Here is an 18,837-nt window from a genome sequence, read left to right on the forward strand (position 1 = left end):
GTTCGTTACTTCAAAAAAGTCATACTGTGAAAAACTCAGTTAGCTGTAGCCGTAAAATTAATCGTCGTCGTAATCGGCGTATTCACCGCCGGACCGCCTGCTCCCGGCGCTGCAGTCAAAATCACCAAATCCAGGTTGTGCGCGATGTCAGTGTTGTAAGCGCCATTCACCTGGATCGTCTGCAATGCCGTTGTCAGCGTGATGGCATCCACTTTGTAATTGAGCCCGGTGGGCGCGGCTGCGGCAAGGTTCGCCGTGAGTGTATATGTGGTGCTGGTCAAGCCGCCCTGGATCACCTGAACATCAAAAATCGTCCGTACGGTAAAGTTCGCTGCTGTAACGCTGGGCCGGGTTACGCCCGCGGCAAGCGGACCAAACGCTGAGACTGTGCCGAAGTTCGCTGTGGCGGCACTGGTGCCGGCCGCGCCCAGCGTAACGCCCGCCGGATCAGTATCAAACTGGATCGAGATGCCATTCTTGTTGACCAGCGTGCCATTGATCACGCCTGTGGCCGTTGTCTGCGCCGCCAGTGAAGCGCCGCACATCAGCAGGGCCGCCAGAGCCGCGCCGCGCATGATCGAAATGTATTTCTTTAGCATGGTCAAAACCTAGTTCGCCGTAGCCAGAAACGTAATTGTTTCCTGCAATACCTGCGCCGCCACCGTGTTCTTTACCTGCACCTGCAAAGTCTTGGTGATCCGTGCGCCAAAGGCGTCGGCGGCATCGAGCGCGGTAAATCCTGTATTAGTCAACGTCACGTTATTCAGCAGCCACTTCACGTTCGCCGGCGGAGGCGTGGAAATCTCCGCCGCCAGCCGGTAATTCGGGCTGCTGGAATTTGCCTTGGTCACGATCACGTCAAACGCGCTGCTCACCTGATAATCCGCGGCGGTCAAATGCGTGTAATTCACGCAGGCCGACGTATGAAAATTTCCCGGGAAAGCTGCCGTACCCAGATCCAGGCCAACATTGTTCGTTCCTGCATTGGTCAGTGGACAGAAGCCCGTTGTTCCTACAGACGGATTATTTTGGAAAACCAGAGTGATTGACGATTGCACGCTCATGGTAATGGTGAGCTGTCCGGAGCTGGTTTGCGCCGCCGCACTTGAAGCTAGCAGGCATAGCAGGCCGCCCATCATGAGCAGGGCTTTCATTCCGCCGAATTTGAAGTTGCAGCTCATCGTCAGTTAGTCAAAAACGTTAGTCAGTCGAAGCGTTCTGGCAGGAGGGTCTTTACCGGAAGTACATTCGACCTCCTGCCTGGGTACATTGGTCTTTCGTGTTGGCAGAAGTGTAAGCGGAACCCGAAAATTGGCAAACGGTACTTCAGTCACCATCGGGAACCGGGCAAAAACACGTGCGTTTGGGCAATTTTCCTGAGCTTGTGGCAATCGTATCCCGGCTTCAGCAGATGTAAATAAGGTGTTTCCTTACAATGTGCCGGAATAGTAATGGGAGCGGTGGTTTGGGGTGGTTACAGTCAGTGTTTATCCGGGGCTTTTTCTTGATCTTCTTTTTCCGCCGCTTCAGCTTTCTTTTTTCTTACCTCGGCTGCCCGGGCGGCCCATTCATCGGATTGCTTGATGTCCGCTTTGAAGTTCTTTTTGCTTCCGCACTCCAGGTCCGCGCGCAAACGATAGAACTGGTTCATATACGTCATGGCATCGAGGTAATCTTTGCGTAGGGAAATGGCCTTGTTCAGCATCGATATTCCGATATCCACCACGGCCAGCGCTTTCGTCCGCACATCCGGGCAGTAGTCGGACAATATCAGCGAATAGTCTGATTCAGCGTCCAGTTTTGCCTTTTCCGCCGTAATCTCGCTGTTGGCCATTGACCAGTTCGCCACTGCCGCCGCATATAACAAGTCAGGATCAGCGGGATTCAGCGCGATGGCCTTGGCATAGGTTTCTCTTGCTTCGTCAAAGAGGTTCAACTGCAGTTTCAGGTAGGCCACGCCTTTAAGGGACTCAACGTCAGAAGGATTGCTGCGCAATATTTCGGAATACTGTTCCAGCGCCTTTGTCGCCAGGACAACATTTTCCGGGGTATCCACTCCGGGCTGAAACACCTGTAAATAGGTTGCTGCCAGATACATCCTCGCCACTGCAAGGTCCGGATCATTCGCTACCGCCTGCTCAAAGTGCGCGATCGCATCTTCGTAGTGCGCCTGCCGAAATGCCTGCACGCCTTCATCTACTTCGTTGCGGGCGGCAGCTTTCGCTTCGTCCTGTGCCACGCCCGCGATGGCCAGGCAGACCAGCAAACCACATGTAAAGAAAAATCTGTAAATCATAGGCCGTGTTTCAATCCTAGCTTAACTGCTGCCGCTTCCAATCGGGGAAACACTTGTGTTTCAAAGAATCGCAATTGGGACCCAATTCATGAAGCCCAGCAGGGCGCATACGACAATCGGAGTTCGTGCCGCGCCCTTTCCAGCGATCGCTCCAGCCAGGGCCAGCAAAACCAGATAGCCTGCAAAATCTCCTAGAATGTCTTTGGATCTCCAAATGAGCGGGGTTCCCCCAGCGACGACTCGGCATGAAAGCCAAACGTAGTACATAGCTGCGTTCGCGGAGGCGGCCACAAGCCCAGTCATCGCGAAGCCTCTGCGCCAACCGTTGGCCAGCGAACGGTTCCTGCGTGACCAAAGCCACCAGGCCAAACCAGCAGATAGCGGTGTGCCTATCAGCGATAACCAGATTATGAAGTAGATCGAGCTCATAATTTTTTCCCTCGGAGTTCCTTAATGCGGCCACTCTTACGGCGCAATTGTTTCCACCAGCTCCAGAACCGTCTTTCGCACCGGCTTCATCAGCGGCAACCCGGAGAGCCGCAGCAAAGTCACCAGCAGTCCCAAACTCTTTTCCATGAGTTTTTGCGTGCGTTGCTGGCTTTCTGAACGGTCATACAGCCAGAACAGGATCAGCCCCATCTGGTAGAGCCACAGCAAGTAGGGAAGTTGCGGCTTCAGGTCGGCGGGGACCTTTACCTCGCTGCCCTCCAGCGCAATTCGCAGGTGCTCAATGGCGCGTTGCCGGATCGGCTCCGTCTCATTGCTGAAAGGTGAGAGCGGGTCCTGGCTGTCCGGCGCGTGGCGGAAAAGCGCATCGCAAAACTTGCGATTCGGGGCCAGCAGCTCAAAGCGTTTCTCCATCACGCGGCGGAGCCGCTCTTTCAATTTCTTCTCCCCGGCAAGGGCCTGCAGGATTTCCTCATGGCTGCCTTCCTGCATCTCCTGATAAAAAGCCAGCACAATGGCTTCCTTGGACGAGAAGTAATAATAAGCGCCACCCAGCGCCACTCCGGCTTTGGCCGCGATGTCACGCATGGTGGTCTGTTCAAAACCTTTTTCGCGGAAAAGGTCCATCGCGGCTTCATAAATCCGCCGGCGAGTGTCTTCCGCGCGCGGCGTAGGTCGTGTTTTCATGGCGGGCACATTCATCTTAGATAATCCGATACTGTTCCATCTGGCACGGCACACGGCGTCAGCGGAACTTTTTTAAGTTCGCCCGCTATCTCCTCCTCTGGCCGATCATTGCTCAGCCAGCGGGAAATAGCGTGGCGGTTTTTGGAAATCATCTCAAAGGCCTGCCGCGCAAATGGCGCAATCATCGGATGCGCCAGCCGGCAAGCCCACTCGCGATAGTCCTCCAGCGCATACAGCGCCATGATCCACGCGGAATTATTCAGGTAAACCTCGCCTGAATCGCTGATCACCGCCAAGTCGTTGCCTGACGCTATCTTCTCCAGTTCAGGAAACATCGCGCGGGCTTTTTCAGAGCCAGCCGGGACCATGCACAGTCCCAGCCATGTACGCTGCACCAGCAGCCAGTCTTTCAGCCGCTCGCACAGTTCGCATTTCGGATCATATAGTACGTAGAGCTTTTCCATCACTCACCTCGCGTTTCGGTAGTCGTACGGACTGTTCAGTGATTCATCGCTTCGCGATGACGTCTGCCTAAAGGCCCGCGATTCGCGAGCGAATCGCTAGACGCTGATACCAGAAGTGGTTCAGTTTTTAAACTGAACCACTTACTACCGCGGCACCGCCACTTTAAGCACTGCGTCCGGCGCCACCGGAGGACGCCGCGGGCCATTGTGCTGTCCATGCGCGCGTATGCGGGAAAACACAAACAGGTTGAAGAAGTGCATTCCGCCCAGGACCAGCAGGATAAAGCCGAGCTTATCGCTCAACATCTCAATGGCGGCGCGCGAGCTGGTGACCGTGGCATTGCTCTTCAGGGCAAGCGTTACAAATCCGATATTGATCAGGTAGAAGCCCACCACCAGCAGGTGGTTCACGGATGCAGCCAGCTCAGCATTGCCCTGGAATGCATCCACCAGGAAAATGGCGCCTCGCTTATGCAGTGTGCGTGCCACCCAGACGGTCAGGGCGACGCTGATCAAAAGGTAAACCAGATAACTCACCACGATGGTCGTATCGTTGTTGTACATATCTCTGCTCCTCCGAATGTATTTGAACGTGTTCAAATACAGCGTAGCCCTGATGTGAGGCGCCGTCAAGAGAAATTTTGAACATGTTCATGTTACTGAAAACAATTGGTTAGAGCGCTTTCTGAGTTGCTGTATCCCACTACACACGTCGTGGTCAGCGATCCATCTCACCCCGCGACGCGCTATCCTGAGGTGAGCCACGCGAACTGCAAAGTTTTCGACAAGGTTTTCGCGAACCGAAGGATCGGCTCCGCTGCACCGTAGGGCTATCCCAAGACTTGCTTTGATGATCGGCTGCCCTGAAGAGCAGCGGAGCAGACCCTTCGCCTTTGCACTCTAAGCATCGAAGGCAAACAGGAGCAATGCCGGCTCGGCTCAGGGTGGCGTCTCGTGAAGGTAGAAGATTGATCGCCCGGTGAAGCTTCAGATGATCGATCACGTGAAAGCAAACCGATATAGGTTCGGTTGCGATCCGGAGCGGTGGCAGGGATGAAATTAGAGAGCGATCAGATAAAGATAGTGCGGCCTGGTGATTGGCTATCCCTTCAAATACTTACCCAGCACTGAAGCGACTACTCCCAGGCCGACGATGGCAATTGGCCCGTGGTTCTGCTGCAACGCGGCTGCTGAGTTACCGTTTACTGTCACCAGATATGTTCCCCAGCAAATACCGCCCACGATGGCGATTGCGCCAAGAATTCGTAGAATCGGGCTGCCGGGTTCCTTCTGTGGAGCGCGCGGCGGACGGAAAGCCCCGCGATCTTCATAGCCTTCACGCGCGCCTGTGCCCCATTCATCCTGAAAACGTTTCTGAGCCATGCGCCAAATTTGACTCAAGTCCCGCAAAAATACAACAAGCAAAACTTCCTAGAACCACTGTTTTAAAGCCCCACGCTTGTAAAGACCACGCGGCTGCACCTGTATGAAACGGTTTGCAAAGCCCCGTTACCGCCTGTGCAATTACAATAAACGATTCACTCATGGCCCATTTATTTGATCTGCTTAACCTGCGCGGCGTGGAATTTGCCAACCGCATTGTGGTCTCACCCATGTGCCAGTATTCCTGCACGGACGGCCTGGCCAACGACTGGCACTTCGTCCACTTAGGCAGCCGAGCCGTGGGACGAGCCGCCGCCGTAATTGCGGAAGCTACGGCCATCACCGCCGACAGCCGTATCAGCCCGCAGGACCTCGGAATCTGGTCGGACGCGCACATTGAGCCGCTGCGCAGAGTGTTTTCCTTTATTGCCGACCAGGGCTCCGTTCCGGGTATCCAACTGGCTCACGCCGGCAGAAAGGCAAGCACCAACCAGCCATGGAACGGCGGCAAGCCGATCACTCCGTCCGAGGGAGGCTGGACGCCCATTTTCGCGCCCAGCGCGTTAGCTTTTGCCGACGGATACCAGGTTCCGCAAGCTCTCACGATGGCAGAGATTGCGTCGATCATTGAAGCTTTTGCCGCCGCCGCCCGACGCGCTCTTGCCGCAGGCGCAAAGCTGATCGAATTACACTCCGCGCACGGATACTTGCTGCATTCGTTTCTCTCGCCATTGAGCAACCAGCGTACTGACCAATATGGTGGCTCGTTCGCCAATCGCATTCGGATCGTCTGTGAAGTAGTTACAGCCGTAAGAAAAGTCTGGCCGGAACAATATCCTCTATGGGTGCGCATCTCTGCCACGGACTGGACCGAGGGCGGCTGGACGCCCGAAGAATCGGTTGAGCTGGCAAAGACCCTTAAGCCGCTCGGCGTTGACTTGATCGATTGCTCCTCCGGCGGCAACGTGGCCCAGGCAAAAATCCCCGTAGGACCTGGTTATCAGGCGGCATTCGCTGAAAAGATCCGCCGTGAAGCCGGAATTCCAACCGGCGCCGTTGGCATGATCACCGATCCGGCCCAGGCCGATCAGATCATCCGCTCCGGCCAGGCGGACGTGGTAATCATGGCGCGTCAGTTCCTGCGCGATCCCTACTGGCCGCTTCTGGCGGCACACGCTCTGGGGCAGGAGATCCAATGGCCTTTACAGTATGACCGCGCCAAAAAGAAATGAAATCGACAAAAACCCTTACCACGGATGAATACTGATCTGCACGGATTTCCAATTGATTAGGGTTGCGTACGTGGGCGGATAAAAGTCGGGCGAGATTCAAAGATGGCGGAATCGCAAACAGTCATCCGCACTGATCAATCCAAATCAGCGTTATGCGTGTTCATCAGTGGTAAGGTGTTCGCTATTTTCGCGGCGATGCCTGCGCAGTCTGAGCGGCGGGATGCGTTTCTTCCATGCGATCAATGGCGCGCTTTTCCACCGGCGACGACAAAACTATGGAAGTCGACGTTGTGCCAAATGGCGTCAGCCTGTCTATGAGCGATTCCAGGTGCTCTACCGAACGCACATGGACTTTCATAATGAAAGAATCCGCTCCCGTGCCGCGATGGCATTCCACTACTTCCGGCGAATTCTTCACCACCGCCGTGATCCGCGTAAAAACATCGCCCACAACAGACATGCGTATGAAAGCCGTGATTGGCATTCCGACTTTCATTGGATCAACATCGGCGTGATAGCCGACAATGATTCCTGCTTCTTCCATGCGCTTTACGCGCTCCACCACGGCCGGCGTTGTGAGACCAACCCGCCGTCCCAGTTCAGCGTAAGAGAGCCGCCCGTTGATTTGCAGTTCTTGCAGCAGCTTCCAGCCAATCTGGTCAAGCAACTTGTCTGTTCTTAAATTTGTTTCCATGTTTTGCCTGACATTATAAGACAGATTTTCTTTTTTTTGGCCTTATTTTGGGAATTGAGCAAATAGGATCCGGTTCATCGAAAGATTAGTGATTTCTAATCTTGTTTCGATGGCCTTTTATTTAACACGAAAATGCAATTTCTGCCTAATAAAAAGTTGTTTGGCTGGAGATCCGCCATTCCCCGGCGTCAGCGCTCTTAACTTCAGCTTCGCCCGAGTAGAAACCTCCTGAATGAACTGAAACGTCGCCCCTTTGCGAAAGCACATTCCAAAATCCTGCGTCCCGGTTTTCTGAAGTCGCGGAAGCTTGGCTGCTTTCCTAAGTATTGGAATGCTCAGCGCAGCCCCTTCTAGCTATGGAAGGGCGTGGTTGTTAAGGCATTCCGCTGAATCGCTGTATGCACCCGCCGATGTACACTAATGTACCGATGCCGAGATGGTTTTCCTTGCTTTGGGCCTATAACCAATATAAAAATGATCTACTCAATTGATTTGATACCGCTCGCCGCATTCACTCCCCCAGGCGTGAGCTAGTTATTTTTCCATGGATCCTATAGTCATCACTAACCAAGAAGTTGCTAAGGCGCAGATTCCAATTCAGGGTGCGCAGGAAGTCCGCCCCAAAGTGCCGAACCCAGTCCCTTTGTGGACGCGCCTGCTATTTGTTCCGCTGGTTCTCGTGTTGCCGCTGCTGTGCCTTGCTGCTCTGATCATGCGCATCGCCACGCGCGGCCAGGCGCCGCGTATCCGGCAGACATGGGCTTCGTATCTTCTTACGTTGCTTATCATTAGCGGCATCTTGTCCACGGTTGCGGCGGTCTTTACCATTTCACTCGATAGCGTTCCGGTGCCAGATGCCATCAGTTCGTCTCTCTCTGATCTGGACGAGCGTGGCAATTTCCCGTCACTGCCTGCGGGAAAAGAAATGTCCAGCGTGGAGTTAAGTTCGACGTTGAAGCCTCTGGTGCTTCTGGCTTCGCCTTCTGCCAAGCGCTGGTTCCAGCCGACCGCCGGAGTTTCCGGCCTTCTGGGCGCGGCCATGATCCTGCATTCTGATTCGCATGGCTACCTGCTGGCGACAGCGCGTCACGTGGCCGATGGTGAAAACTGGCGCACCCGCACAGGTCCGCAGAAAGTAATGGTCTCCGTGGGCATGAACGGCTGGGCCTCAGCGCAGGTGGTTGGCCGCCACAAACATCTTGATGTCGCCCTGCTCTGGCTGGAGCGCCACTATGGCGATGCGGAATTCACCCAGCCCGTTGCGACTTACGGCAGCGTGCAGATGGGCGAGAAGATTTTTGTCATCGGCCATCCAGAAGGCCTGAATTTTTCCGTGAGCAACGGAATTGTTTCGCGCACGCCGGGCAATGACGTGTTGCAGGTTTCCGCGCCCATTAGCCCCGGCAACAGCGGCGGCCCGGTCTATGACGAATTTGGCAACCTGCTCGGCATCGTTACCTCCAAGGTAGCGCGCTCCATGGAGCCGGAAGCCGAGAACCTGAACTTCGCGGTGAGCACGGACGCTCTGCTGCACGAATCTGACTGGGACTTTGTGGCCGGCGGAAGCGCGCCACGGAACCTGCTCGCGGATTTTGTTCACCAGGCCAAAGTGCGCAAAGTGCCCATGACCTCGGCTGCCCGATAGGAAAATCTCAAACATGGCTAACATAACTGTTACTGTTTACGATTCAACGGAAAACAAGCGCGTGCCGGTGGAGCTGCCGGATGACGCTCCGGCCAATCGCATCATCGCCGTGCTGGTGGACAAGCTGCAGTTGCCGCAAAACGGCCCAGACGGCGCTCCGCTCAGCTATAAGTTCCATCACAAAAATTCAGGCCGCCAGATACAGGATTCGCAAACCCTTTCTGACGCTGCCGTAAAAGAAGGCGACATTCTTCGCCTGCAGCCGGAAATCACCGCAGGAGCACGATGAGCAAGTCTGTGGCATCGCTGAACGGCGGCGGAACGGCTTCCGCGGGTGAAGACAGGTTCAGCCGCTTTCGTCTCATCGGCTGGTGGGACCAGGAAAAGCTTCGTTCGGCACGCGTGCTCGTGATCGGTGCGGGCGCGCTCGGCAATGAGATTCTTAAGAACATGGCGCTGCTCGGCTTCGCCAACATTGTGGTGGTCGATCTCGATTCCATTGAAGCTTCCAATCTCTCCCGCAGCATTCTTTATCGTGCGTCAGACGTAGGCCGCCGCAAAGCTGATGTTGCCGCCGATGCCGTCAGAAATATTTTTCCTGAAGCCCGCGTTCACGCAATTACCGCTAACGTGGTCCACGGTCTTGGGCTGGGACTGTTCGCCTGGGCCGACATTGTGATTGCAGGACTCGATAACCGTGAAGCGCGGCTATGGATCAATCGTGCCTGCTGGAAGATGAACAAGCCGTGGATAGACGGCGCTATTGAAGGCATCAACGGCGTGGCCCGCGTTTTCAAAGCCGGACAGCCGCCTTGTTATGAATGCACGCTCGGTGAAACGGATTGGGCCATCCTGAACAAACGCATGTCATGCAATCTGTTGGCATTGGAAAACGATACTGAAGGCAAAGTCGCCACCACGCCCACCATCTCTTCCATTATTGCCGGATTGCAGGTGCAGGAAGCGGTGAAGTTGCTGCATGGGCTGCCGGTTCTGGCAGGGAAGGGCTTCATTTTTGAAGGTCTCAACCACACCTCTTATAAGGTTGAATACACTGAGAACCGTGATTGCATGAGCCATTACACCTTTTCTGAAGTGATCCGGCTTCAGGAAACTTCGCGCGATCTCTCTCTGGCCCAAATGCTTGACCGCGCCCGGCTCGATCTTGGATCAAAAGACGTTGCGCTTGAGTTCAGCCGCGACGTGATTCACAAACTTGCGTGTCCGGGCTGCGGCGCGGAAGAAGAATTGTTTGCCGCTGTGGGCACCGTACCTTATGCAAAAGGCAAATGCGCCGCCGATGGCCAGATGCGCGCCGTGATCACCGCGCACGGATATTCCGGCCACGAACCTTTCGGCAACCGCACTCTGGATCAGCTCGGTCTTCCGCTCTTTGACGTGGTTACGGCCCGTTCGCCCGAACGCGAGATTGCCTACTTGATCGGCGGTGATGAAAAACAGGTGCTAGGACAGAGCGCGATGGGAGCGGCACGCTGATGCCTAAGCCGGCCAAAGTCAAGGTCAGGGTCTCCACCCAGCCTGTAGTGGTGATGGAGGCGGAAGTCGCGCGCAAAATCCGCCAGCACGCCCGTACGTCAATGAAGGCAGAGGTTTGCGGCGTGCTGATCGGCAATACTGAGCATGAGCGCATGACGGTGGAAGCCTGCATCGCCGGCATCAATGCCGCGCAGGGCGGCGCTCACGTCACCTTCACCCAGGACACCTGGGAACATATATATAAGATCAAGGACAAGGAATATCCGGACGACAAGATTGTCGGTTGGTATCATTCGCATCCTGGCTTCGGCGTGTTTCTCTCCGAGCACGATCTGTTTATCCAGCAGAATTTCTTTTCCAATCCTCAGCAGGTGGCATGGGTTTACGATCCGCACACGGACGAAGAAGGCTGCTTCGGCTGGATCGGCGGCAACATTGAAAAGCTTTCCGCCATTCGCGTGGGCTACTCTCAGGATGTTGAGATTACCGGCACAGCGGCCCGGGAATATGAAGAAGACGATAATGGCGGGTCTTTGGACTCCATGGTTCGTACCGATCAAGATCAAAGATCCGCGGAACCGGCATGGATGAAGTGGACGACGCGGGTTCTGGGCTATCTGGCAATCATGCTTTTGGGACTGGTGTCCGGGTACATGCTGCGGAACTGGCAGGTATCGCCCGTGCTGGATTCTTACCAGCAGATCATGAATCACCCACTTGAAGCGTGCCGCATCCTGCTCACAATGGATCCGGAGCGAAATGGAATAGTGGCGGCCCCACAAGTTCCGCAGCAGGATTCACCTCAGCAAACCCAGCCTCAGCAATCGCCACAACAGCAAGCTCCGCGGCAGAAAGCTCCTGAGGCAAAAGGAAACAATGGCAAGCACTGACGACAAACCGACGCTAAAGATTACGCTGGAAGACCTGGCCAGCGTAGAAATGCCGGCAGCCACCCCCGCCGGAAACATGGCGCCTGTTGCAGCCGGAACCAAACAGTATGGCAACATCGCGGCCCCTGCCGATGGTCCTGCAATGGTAACGGAAGAGAAAGGCAGCATCTTTTTACAGGGGTGGTTCTATCTTGGCATTGCTGGGATGCTTGGCGCACTTGCCGGCTGGGGCATCTGTGAGCCTTTTTTCATTGATTCACGTGCCGGGATCCGCTGGGGAAACATCGTCATTCTCCCCTTAGTCGTCATGTTTACTTGTCTGGGCCTTGGAGTGGCGGAAAGCATCGTTGAACGCTCTGCAAAAAAAGCCATGGTTCGTGGTTTGCTTGGCCTGGCGCTTGGACTGGTGGGCGGTTTCATCTTTGACTGGATTGCGAACATATTTTTTGCCGTCGGTACGGCGATTCTCTTTTCGCTAGGCGTCCAGACGGCAAAGAATCCCGCTTTCTGGATCGTCCGCGGCCTCGCATGGGCCGTTTTCGGCGTTGCCGGAGGAATTATCTACGGCTTGGTGGACCGCTCCATGACCAAGACGAAGTACGGAATTTTCGGCGGACTGATTGGCGCTGCGTTGGGCGGCATGGTCTTCGACCCCATCAGCTTTGCCACTAAAACCGGCGGAGTGAGCCGCGGCGTTGGCTTTGCGCTGCTCGGGCTTGCCACGGGCGTTGCCATCGGCATTGTTGAAAGCGCCCTTAAAGACCGCTGGCTTTATGTGGCTTCGGGACCGCTGGCGGGTAAGCAATTCATCCTTTATAAGCCGATCACCACCATCGGCAGCAGCCAGTCGTCCGACATTTATCTCTTCAAGGACACCAGCATTCTTCCTCAGCATGGCATCATCGAATTGCGTGGCGCGCAGACGTTCATCCGTTCTGATGCGCCGGTATTTGTTTCCGGAGCGCCAGCGCGCAATCGCGCATTGCAAAGCGGAGATCTTATCCAGATCGGGCGGTATGCGTTTCACTTTCGCGAAAGGCAGAGGAATTAATGGCCGAGCCTGTCTGCCCCTATTGCCGCATGCCGTTTGACGAGGCTTCTCCGCCGCGGATTTTCTGCACCGCCTGCGGTATGCCGCATCATGAAGATTGCTACCAGGAAAATGGCGGCTGCACCGTCTTCGGCTGCAAGCGCGCCCCCGCCGACGAACCTAAGGTGCAGGTTGCGCTCAGCGATTTAAGCGCCGTCTCGGTACCGACCCAGCAGTATGCTCCTGTTGCGCAGCAATATGCCCCTGTGATGCAGCAGCCGGCTCCGGTACAAGGCTATCAACCATCGCGCTACAGCGGGCCGCTCGGCTTATCGCAGGCGTCCGCTACAGCGCCCGCACAGGCTCCAGTCGCCACGCCAAGTCCTGCGGCATACTCGTATGCTGCGCCGGTAAATTCTTCTGCTGCGCCGGCCTATGGCCCCACACACAAGAGCCGGACAAGCTACATTGTTCTTGGCATTTTTCTCGGCGGACTTGGAGTTCACAATTTTTATGCCGGATACACCGGCCGCGCGGTCGGACAACTCTGCCTTACGGTTTTGACGCTTGGTTATCTCGGTATTGTTTCGTGGATATGGGCCATCATTGAAATCTGCATCGTGGAAAAGGACAGCACCGGCCTGCGTTTTAGCTGAGTGACTGGGTGAAGAATGAAATATTACATTCAGCGCGAACTCAATGAGTATGGCCCTTATACTCTGGCCGATCTCCAGCGCTACGTCGCGCAGGGAAGCATTTTGCCAACTGACCTGACGCGCAGCGAGGGCATGACGGAGTGGACGCCCGTATCGCAAGTCATCGGCAACATTCCCATTCCTGCACCCATCCAGCCTGGGTACGCGGCTGGCACACCGGCTTACGGTGAAGGGACCGTTTACGCGGGTGGCGGCAATGCTTACGGTGCGCAAGGCGCTATGCCTGCGGTGACCACAGGTCCCGTACCGCCAGATTTTCATTGGGCGCTGGTCCTGCTGATCTCTTTCTTTTGTGGTTTCTTTCAAATCGTGTGGCTATTCGTCGAAGCCGGCTTTGTGAAAAAGCTTGATCGGGAAGGCAAGTCGCTGGCCTTCCTGATTGGCGGCATAGTTACTTCAATAGTAGCTTTTATCGTTTTCTTCACGGCTGCGAGCGCCAATCGCCAGGAACCCCCGACATTGGCCCTCGTCTCGTTTCTTCTTATCGCTCTCGCAGGAGCCGTGTTGCACCTGATCGGAATTTTTCAGATGCGTAGTTCGATTGAAAATTATTACAACACTACGGAACCAATCAATCTGCGGCTGAGCGGAGTGATGACATTCTTTTTCGCGGTGTATTACTTTCAGTACCATTTCACACGTATCGCCAACTGGAAGAAAACGGGGTATTTACCGACACAATGAAAATGAATGCCAAATTTCGGGCGCATATTTCCGCCGTAGGACTGTTGGCCGGGTTCGGTGTGCTATACACCTTCCCTCCCACTGAACATTCTTTTTATCCTCGATGTTTGTTTTATGCTCTTACTGGTTTGCAGTGCCCCGGATGCGGAGGCACGAGGGCGCTCTATCATCTGCTCCATTTCGACTTCAGTGGGGCCATACGATATAACGCGTTGGTGACCGTACTTATACCGATGGTTTTGACTTGGTTTATTTTCTGGTATACCTCGGTGATATTTCGCGGCCATGCACCTGATCTCCGAATTTCACGTCCGATAGCCGTTTGTTTGTATCTCATTGTTTTGTTTTTCGCCGTTGCCAGAAATGGCGCATTTTCTTTCTTGAGTTGATCTTCATGTTGTCACCCAGAATCCGCCGGCTAAAACTCGATCACGATTCTTTGTTCAAGCGCTTCTCCGGATGGCCGTTGATCCGCATTGTGGGCACCGCCGGAATGCCGCCGGAACTGTATCGCTTTCAGTATCTGGTGCGCGGTTTATATGTGGCCCCTGATGGCGCCATCCTGGAGCGCAACGATCATTTGCTGGAAGTAAATCTTTCTCTGGGATATCCGCGGCGTGCGCCACAATGCCGCATGCTCACGCCGGTCTTCCATCCAAATTTTGATGACAGTTCGGTCTGCATCGGCGATTTCTGGGCCGCTTCAGAGTCTCTGGACGATCTTATTATTCGCATTGGCCGAATGATTTCGTATCAGGAGTACAACACCAAGAGCCCATTAAATGGGCTGGCGGCAAAATGGGCCGCGCAGAACTCAAGCTTGTTGCCGGTCGATCCTCGCCCTATCGCTCCGCCACTCGACCAGCCGATGGTGGAACCAGGTTTGCCAACACCCGCGTCGCCGCAAGCCGCCGCTGCTTCCATCCCTCAGGCTGCCGCTTCTGTTCCTGATGGTGAGGACCCATGGGAACAGAAAATCGTGATTTCGTAACAGCAGGCATGATTTTCCCCGCCTGACAAGCCATTGCGCGAGATCTTTTATCGCCAGGACAAAGTGCCGTTTACCGCAGTCCTTCACATGGCTTGAATCCGAGTGACTTTCACTGAAAACCGAAAAAGTTACAGAAATCCTATCTTTCTTTTGCGCCGCTTTCCCATTTCCGCATTCCGGATTTTTTGGGATTTATTCTCCGCCCTCATGTTACGGATGCTAAGCTCCAGCACGCTTAGCCGACTTCCTGGCTTGTTCTCTCCGCCAGAAAGACGAACGATCATCATAACGCTGGACTTTCAGTGTGGCGAAAATTGCTCCTTTTCATACCGGCTTCCTCTGTTCATCTGGATTCGACAGACGCAGCACAACCCAACAAAGATGAGGTCACAGAAATGACGTTTCCCCAGGGAAAAATTAAAGTTGTATCTATTTTTTTCTTTTTGATTTTGGCTGTGAGCTTTATGGCCGCGCAGCAGCTCAACCAGCATGTTGACAATCCGGGACAGACAGCCGACAAGGCTCCCACCGGCCACGTTCCCAACGTTCTTCCAACAACCATAGAGCCTGCTAAACCCGGCCCCATTGGTCAGGCCGTGGTGACCGGCAATGGCATCAATTATCACAACGGTCCGGTCATGAAAGGCAATCCTGTCCATGCTTACATTATCTGGTATGGCAACTGGAGCGGCACGGGATCGAATACGGCTGCGACCAGAAGTCTGATCGAGCATTTTCTCGGCAGCATCGGCGGATCGAATATAGAAAAAGTCAACACCACCTATGGCGATACCACCGGCAACGTGAGCGGCAATGTTTCCTTTGCCGGCAGCACAATCGTCAGCAGTTCAACGAATTTAACCGATTCGAGCTTGCAGACTACAGTCAGCAATGCGCTGAACAGCGGAGCCTTGCCCCGCGACTCCAATGGCGTATATTTTGTACTAACCTCTTCAAACATTAATGAGACCTCAGGCTTCTGCACGCAATACTGCGGTTTTCATACCCGCGCCTCCTTGGGCGGCGTCGATATTAAATATTCGTTCGTCGGCAATCCTGATCGTTGCCCCAGCGGCTGCGAAGCCCAGACGACCGGCCCCAACAGCCCTGCAACGGGCGTTGGCGGCGCGGACGGCATGGCAAACGTGATGTCGCATGAATTGGAAGAGGCAATTTCCGATCCTGACTTGAACGCCTGGTTTGATTCGAGCGGACAGGAAAACGCCGACAAATGCAATTTCAATTTCGGCGCTCTTTCCACCTGTACATCCACCAGCATTTGCAGCGCTGCCGCAAAAGCTGCCGGCTCAAGGTTCAACCAGACCTTTGGCAACAACGACTGGCTGCTGCAACAAAACTGGAGAAATTCCGGTGGCGGCGCTTGCGCGCAGCACCTGTAAAACAAACTTAAATTTGTGGGCCGCCCGCTCCTGGCGGCCCCTTATTCCACTTTAGAAAGCGCCACTGCTGGCGAATTATGCGGGAAGTTGCTTGTAATGGGAAAACAAAACATGGCTGGATTGCCGGCCTGCCGATGCTTTGAAAGCCGCATATTTGGCGCATAAAAGCGGCTTAATTGTGATTGTGCTCAGCTGAATCTCGTGGTACGATTCCGGACATTCTGTTCTGCTCGATTCCGGGGGGCCGCGAATCAGAAATCAGTATCAGTCAATTCAATTTATTTCATGAGAATCGTCCGAATAATTTATTCCGGCTTCTTCTGTTCATTTCATATTCAACAGACGCAGCAACTCTTTGACATCGAGGTCATTCACAAATGAAAGCTCCTCTTGGAAAATTTAGATACGCGTTAGCTCTTCTCTTCATCCTGTTGGCCGCGAACTTCGTGATGGCGCAGTCGGTACTTCACCCATCAGTTCCTTCCGGCGACAGGATGGTTCCAAATGGTGACGGTACTGCTGCCGCAGTTGCGGCTGGTCCTATTGGCCAGGCTGTAGTCACAGGCAACGGCATCAACTACAACGGCGGCCCGGTACTGAAGGGCAGTCCGGTCCCGATCTACATCATCTGGTACGGAAACTGGAGCGGCACAGGATCGAACACTGCAGCCACTCAAACCCTTCTCCAGGGGTTCCTCTCGAGCACGTCTCTGGGCGGCTCCAACTATGAGGCGATCAATACCACGTACGGCGATACCACTGGAAACGTGAGCGGCCATCTGAATTTCGTCCAGGCGGTCTCTGACACTGGCTCGCAGGGAACACGGCTCAGGAACAGCAACATCACCGCGGCCATTTCCGCCCAGTTAACTGCTGGCCATCTGCCGACCGATCCTAACGGCATCTATATCTTTGCAACCTCCTCGAACGTCAAGGAAAGCGGATTCTGCACCCAGTTCTGCGGTTTCCACACCCATCAGACGATCAACGGCGCCGATATCAAGTGGGCGTTCATCGGCAACACTGACCAGTGCCCCAGCGGCTGCGAAATCCAGGCCACCGGCCCCAACAGCCCGGCAACTGGCGTAGGCGGCGCGGACGGAATGGCCAATGTGATGACACACGAAACAGAAGAAGCCATCACTGATCCCGATCTCAATGCCTGGTTTGATTCCAGCGGTAATGAAGATGCGGACAAGTGCAACTTCAAGTTCGGTCCTACGCAAATTGCGCCCAACGGCTCTAAGTTCAACCAGACCTTTGGCGGCCACAATTGGATGATCCAGATGGAATGGGAAAACAGCCGCGGCGGCGGTTGCGATCAGGTTCTTGGCGGAGCATTCTTTACCAGCTAGTTCTATCTTTACGGAAGGGCCGTCCGGTTCGCCGGACGGCTTTTTTATTCCGGAGCCAGAGATCGCCATGATTCCTGGCTGAGTTGCCGCTCCATAACCAAGGGAGTACACTTCTGAAACACCAGCCAACCGGCTGATGGGCTCGTGGAGTGCGGTTTCCAATGCCCATTCATATAATTTCCGGCTTCTTCTGTTCGTTCGTCCAACAGATCGCAAATCCCTTACTAGTGAGGTCAGCATGGTAGCTCCCCTTGGAAAGGTAAGATTTCTGGTTTTTCTTTGTGTGATCTTGTCCGCCAGTTTCCTGATGGCGCAAAAAGTACGAGAACAGCAAGCTGGCCCGGGCGAGAAAATGGCCCCTACAGGTGACGGTCATGCCATTACCGTCCCTGCCGGTCCAACTGGACAGGCCGTGGTTACTGGCAACGGCATGAACTATAACGGCGGACCGGTCCTGCACAACACCGTTCCTATTTACATCATCTGGTACGGAAACTGGAACGGTACCGGCTCGAACACTCAGACCACCGTGAGCCTGATTGACACCTTCATCGGAGGGTTGAGCAACAGTGGCTACGAGAAAATCAATTCCACATATGGCGACAATGCGGGCAATGTCAGCGGCGCCATGACCCTGGTCAAGCAGGTCTTTGATACCGGATCACAAGGTACAAGGCTGCGAAACAGCAGAATCTCAGCGGCTATTTCCGCCCAGCTCACCAGCGGCGGTTTGCCTACAGATCCTAACGGCGTGTACCTCTTCCTGAGTTCGTCGAACGTCAAAGAGAGCGGATTCTGCACCCAGTTCTGCGGATTCCACACTCACCAGACTCTTAACGGCGCCGATATAAAATGGGCTTTCATCGGCAATGTTGACCAATGCCCATCAGGCTGCGAAATTCAGTCCACCGGGCCGAACAGCACCACCGGAAGTGGCGGAGGCGCTGATGGTATGGCCAACGTGATTGGCCATGAGACGGAAGAAGCCATTTCCGATCCCGACCTGAATGCCTGGTTTGACTCGGCCGGAAATGAAAACGCCGACAAGTGCAACTTCCGCTTTGGCACAACTCAAACCGCTTCAAACGGAGCCAAGTTCAATCAAACCCTTGGGGGAAAGAACTGGATGATTCAGATGAACTGGGAGAATAGCCGGGGAGGTGGTTGCGACCAGACCCTGGGTGGAACGTTCCAGTAAAACTTTTGTTGTATTCCACCAGAAGCCGTCCGGTTCGCCGGACGGCTTTTTTTACGGACATAGCGATTCAACACCTTCTACAAAATTAGGATAACCAGGATCGACGCCAATGGAACAGAACCGCAACTGCTATGTTCCAGGCCTTCTTCCGCCGACCATGGGCACTGTTCCGGGGACAGGAATGGAATACAAACGCGGGTTTGCAAGCAGCATTTCTTTATTAGAATG

General features: G+C 54.6%; 21 protein-coding genes. 13 read left to right on the top strand and 8 right to left on the bottom strand.

Going from position 1 to position 18,837, the window contains the following annotated elements; all coding sequences use genetic code 11:
• Positions 1-35: 35 nt before the first annotated feature.
• From LAO76_22585 to LAO76_22615, 7 genes are all read right to left on the bottom strand, one after another.
• On the bottom strand, positions 36-599 hold the full coding sequence (locus tag LAO76_22585; GenBank protein MBZ5493716.1) for a hypothetical protein: 564 nt from the start codon (positions 597-599) through the stop codon (positions 36-38).
• A 9-nt stretch (positions 600-608) separates the two neighbouring features.
• Positions 609-1,154, bottom strand: coding sequence for a hypothetical protein (locus LAO76_22590; protein MBZ5493717.1), 546 nt, complete (start codon positions 1,152-1,154; stop codon positions 609-611).
• Positions 1,155-1,480: 326 nt separating this feature from the next.
• Positions 1,481-2,296, bottom strand: coding sequence for a tetratricopeptide repeat protein (locus LAO76_22595; GenBank protein ID MBZ5493718.1), 816 nt, complete (start codon positions 2,294-2,296; stop codon positions 1,481-1,483).
• A gap of 465 nt (positions 2,297-2,761) precedes the next feature.
• Positions 2,762-3,445 (bottom strand): TetR/AcrR family transcriptional regulator, encoded by a 684-nt coding sequence (locus LAO76_22600; protein ID MBZ5493719.1) that lies wholly within the window; start codon positions 3,443-3,445, stop codon positions 2,762-2,764.
• On the bottom strand, positions 3,442-3,894 hold the full coding sequence (locus LAO76_22605; protein ID MBZ5493720.1) for a DCC1-like thiol-disulfide oxidoreductase family protein: 453 nt from the start codon (positions 3,892-3,894) through the stop codon (positions 3,442-3,444). Before LAO76_22605 ends, LAO76_22600 begins: the two co-directional genes overlap by 4 nt.
• A 144-nt stretch (positions 3,895-4,038) precedes the next feature.
• Positions 4,039-4,458, bottom strand: a complete 420-nt coding sequence (locus LAO76_22610) for a hypothetical protein (protein MBZ5493721.1) — start codon at positions 4,456-4,458, stop codon at positions 4,039-4,041.
• A 537-nt stretch (positions 4,459-4,995) separates the two neighbouring features.
• Positions 4,996-5,277 carry a hypothetical protein gene (locus LAO76_22615; GenBank protein MBZ5493722.1) on the bottom strand — a complete coding sequence of 94 codons (282 nt, stop codon included), beginning with the start codon at positions 5,275-5,277 and terminating at the stop codon, positions 4,996-4,998.
• A 161-nt stretch (positions 5,278-5,438) separates the two neighbouring features.
• Between LAO76_22615 and LAO76_22620 the strand changes: the two genes are divergently transcribed.
• The gene (locus tag LAO76_22620; GenBank protein MBZ5493723.1) at positions 5,439-6,509 is read left to right on the top strand and encodes an NADH:flavin oxidoreductase/NADH oxidase; all 1,071 of its coding nucleotides are present in this window, start codon (positions 5,439-5,441) and stop codon (positions 6,507-6,509) included.
• A 181-nt stretch (positions 6,510-6,690) separates the two neighbouring features.
• Here the strand turns inward: LAO76_22620 and LAO76_22625 are convergent, their stop codons facing one another.
• Positions 6,691-7,203: an Lrp/AsnC family transcriptional regulator gene (locus LAO76_22625; GenBank protein MBZ5493724.1), complete on the bottom strand. Its 513-nt coding sequence runs from the start codon at positions 7,201-7,203 to the stop codon at positions 6,691-6,693.
• A 544-nt stretch (positions 7,204-7,747) separates the two neighbouring features.
• Here LAO76_22625 and LAO76_22630 point away from each other — a divergent pair.
• The 12 genes from LAO76_22630 to LAO76_22685 all read left to right on the top strand — a co-directional run bounded on the left by LAO76_22630 (position 7,748) and on the right by LAO76_22685 (position 18,609).
• Positions 7,748-8,848 carry a serine protease gene (locus tag LAO76_22630; protein MBZ5493725.1) on the top strand — a complete coding sequence of 367 codons (1,101 nt, stop codon included), beginning with the start codon at positions 7,748-7,750 and terminating at the stop codon, positions 8,846-8,848.
• A gap of 13 nt (positions 8,849-8,861) precedes the next feature.
• The gene (locus LAO76_22635) at positions 8,862-9,137 is read left to right on the top strand and encodes an EsaB/YukD family protein (GenBank protein MBZ5493726.1); all 276 of its coding nucleotides are present in this window, start codon (positions 8,862-8,864) and stop codon (positions 9,135-9,137) included.
• Positions 9,134-10,345 carry a ThiF family adenylyltransferase gene (locus tag LAO76_22640; protein ID MBZ5493727.1) on the top strand — a complete coding sequence of 404 codons (1,212 nt, stop codon included), beginning with the start codon at positions 9,134-9,136 and terminating at the stop codon, positions 10,343-10,345. Before LAO76_22635 ends, LAO76_22640 begins: the two co-directional genes overlap by 4 nt.
• Entirely contained in the window at positions 10,345-11,235 is an 891-nt protein-coding gene (locus LAO76_22645; GenBank protein MBZ5493728.1) for a Mov34/MPN/PAD-1 family protein, read from the top strand. Before LAO76_22640 ends, LAO76_22645 begins: the two co-directional genes overlap by 1 nt.
• A complete protein-coding gene (locus LAO76_22650) occupies positions 11,222-12,286 on the top strand; it encodes an FHA domain-containing protein (GenBank protein ID MBZ5493729.1) in 1,065 nt (354 codons plus the stop codon). The genes LAO76_22645 and LAO76_22650 overlap by 14 nt, the downstream gene beginning before the upstream one ends.
• An 80-nt stretch (positions 12,287-12,366) precedes the next feature.
• Positions 12,367-12,921 carry an NINE protein gene (locus LAO76_22655; GenBank protein MBZ5493730.1) on the top strand — a complete coding sequence of 185 codons (555 nt, stop codon included), beginning with the start codon at positions 12,367-12,369 and terminating at the stop codon, positions 12,919-12,921.
• A gap of 15 nt (positions 12,922-12,936) precedes the next feature.
• A complete protein-coding gene (locus tag LAO76_22660; protein MBZ5493731.1) occupies positions 12,937-13,665 on the top strand; it encodes a DUF4339 domain-containing protein in 729 nt (242 codons plus the stop codon).
• Positions 13,662-14,054, top strand: a complete 393-nt coding sequence (locus LAO76_22665; protein ID MBZ5493732.1) for a DUF2752 domain-containing protein — start codon at positions 13,662-13,664, stop codon at positions 14,052-14,054. The genes LAO76_22660 and LAO76_22665 overlap by 4 nt, the downstream gene beginning before the upstream one ends.
• A gap of 5 nt (positions 14,055-14,059) precedes the next feature.
• Complete coding sequence (locus LAO76_22670; GenBank protein ID MBZ5493733.1) at positions 14,060-14,656, top strand: ubiquitin-conjugating enzyme E2; 597 nt, start codon at positions 14,060-14,062, stop codon at positions 14,654-14,656.
• 395 nt (positions 14,657-15,051) lie between these two features.
• A complete protein-coding gene (locus tag LAO76_22675) occupies positions 15,052-16,056 on the top strand; it encodes an EXORDIUM family protein (GenBank protein MBZ5493734.1) in 1,005 nt (334 codons plus the stop codon).
• A gap of 377 nt (positions 16,057-16,433) precedes the next feature.
• On the top strand, positions 16,434-17,411 hold the full coding sequence (locus tag LAO76_22680; GenBank protein ID MBZ5493735.1) for an EXORDIUM family protein: 978 nt from the start codon (positions 16,434-16,436) through the stop codon (positions 17,409-17,411).
• Positions 17,412-17,649: 238 nt separating this feature from the next.
• On the top strand, positions 17,650-18,609 hold the full coding sequence (locus tag LAO76_22685; GenBank protein MBZ5493736.1) for an EXORDIUM family protein: 960 nt from the start codon (positions 17,650-17,652) through the stop codon (positions 18,607-18,609).
• The last annotated feature ends 228 nt before the right edge of the window (positions 18,610-18,837 follow it).

It is taken from the genome of Terriglobia bacterium (genome assembly GCA_020072645.1).
Taxonomy (GTDB): Bacteria; Acidobacteriota; Terriglobia; order Terriglobales; family Acidobacteriaceae; genus Angelobacter.

Excerpts from the sequence above, each read along its gene's own strand:
- LAO76_22585 (MBZ5493716.1), bottom strand. The coding sequence starts at position 599 with ATGCTAAAGAAATACATTTCGATCATGCGCGGCGCGGCTCTGGCGGCC.
- LAO76_22590 (MBZ5493717.1), bottom strand. The coding sequence starts at position 1,154 with ATGAAAGCCCTGCTCATGATGGGCGGCCTGCTATGCCTGCTAGCTTCA.
- LAO76_22595 (MBZ5493718.1), bottom strand. The coding sequence starts at position 2,296 with ATGATTTACAGATTTTTCTTTACATGTGGTTTGCTGGTCTGCCTGGCC.
- LAO76_22600 (MBZ5493719.1), bottom strand. The coding sequence starts at position 3,445 with ATGAATGTGCCCGCCATGAAAACACGACCTACGCCGCGCGCGGAAGAC.
- LAO76_22605 (MBZ5493720.1), bottom strand. The coding sequence starts at position 3,894 with ATGGAAAAGCTCTACGTACTATATGATCCGAAATGCGAACTGTGCGAG.
- LAO76_22610 (MBZ5493721.1), bottom strand. The coding sequence starts at position 4,458 with ATGTACAACAACGATACGACCATCGTGGTGAGTTATCTGGTTTACCTT.
- LAO76_22615 (MBZ5493722.1), bottom strand. The coding sequence starts at position 5,277 with ATGGCTCAGAAACGTTTTCAGGATGAATGGGGCACAGGCGCGCGTGAA.
- LAO76_22620 (MBZ5493723.1), top strand. The coding sequence starts at position 5,439 with ATGGCCCATTTATTTGATCTGCTTAACCTGCGCGGCGTGGAATTTGCC.
- LAO76_22625 (MBZ5493724.1), bottom strand. The coding sequence starts at position 7,203 with ATGGAAACAAATTTAAGAACAGACAAGTTGCTTGACCAGATTGGCTGG.
- LAO76_22630 (MBZ5493725.1), top strand. The coding sequence starts at position 7,748 with ATGGATCCTATAGTCATCACTAACCAAGAAGTTGCTAAGGCGCAGATT.
- LAO76_22635 (MBZ5493726.1), top strand. The coding sequence starts at position 8,862 with ATGGCTAACATAACTGTTACTGTTTACGATTCAACGGAAAACAAGCGC.
- LAO76_22640 (MBZ5493727.1), top strand. The coding sequence starts at position 9,134 with ATGAGCAAGTCTGTGGCATCGCTGAACGGCGGCGGAACGGCTTCCGCG.
- LAO76_22645 (MBZ5493728.1), top strand. The coding sequence starts at position 10,345 with ATGCCTAAGCCGGCCAAAGTCAAGGTCAGGGTCTCCACCCAGCCTGTA.
- LAO76_22650 (MBZ5493729.1), top strand. The coding sequence starts at position 11,222 with ATGGCAAGCACTGACGACAAACCGACGCTAAAGATTACGCTGGAAGAC.
- LAO76_22655 (MBZ5493730.1), top strand. The coding sequence starts at position 12,367 with ATGCCGCATCATGAAGATTGCTACCAGGAAAATGGCGGCTGCACCGTC.
- LAO76_22660 (MBZ5493731.1), top strand. The coding sequence starts at position 12,937 with ATGAAATATTACATTCAGCGCGAACTCAATGAGTATGGCCCTTATACT.
- LAO76_22665 (MBZ5493732.1), top strand. The coding sequence starts at position 13,662 with ATGAAAATGAATGCCAAATTTCGGGCGCATATTTCCGCCGTAGGACTG.
- LAO76_22670 (MBZ5493733.1), top strand. The coding sequence starts at position 14,060 with ATGTTGTCACCCAGAATCCGCCGGCTAAAACTCGATCACGATTCTTTG.
- LAO76_22675 (MBZ5493734.1), top strand. The coding sequence starts at position 15,052 with ATGACGTTTCCCCAGGGAAAAATTAAAGTTGTATCTATTTTTTTCTTT.
- LAO76_22680 (MBZ5493735.1), top strand. The coding sequence starts at position 16,434 with ATGAAAGCTCCTCTTGGAAAATTTAGATACGCGTTAGCTCTTCTCTTC.
- LAO76_22685 (MBZ5493736.1), top strand. The coding sequence starts at position 17,650 with ATGGTAGCTCCCCTTGGAAAGGTAAGATTTCTGGTTTTTCTTTGTGTG.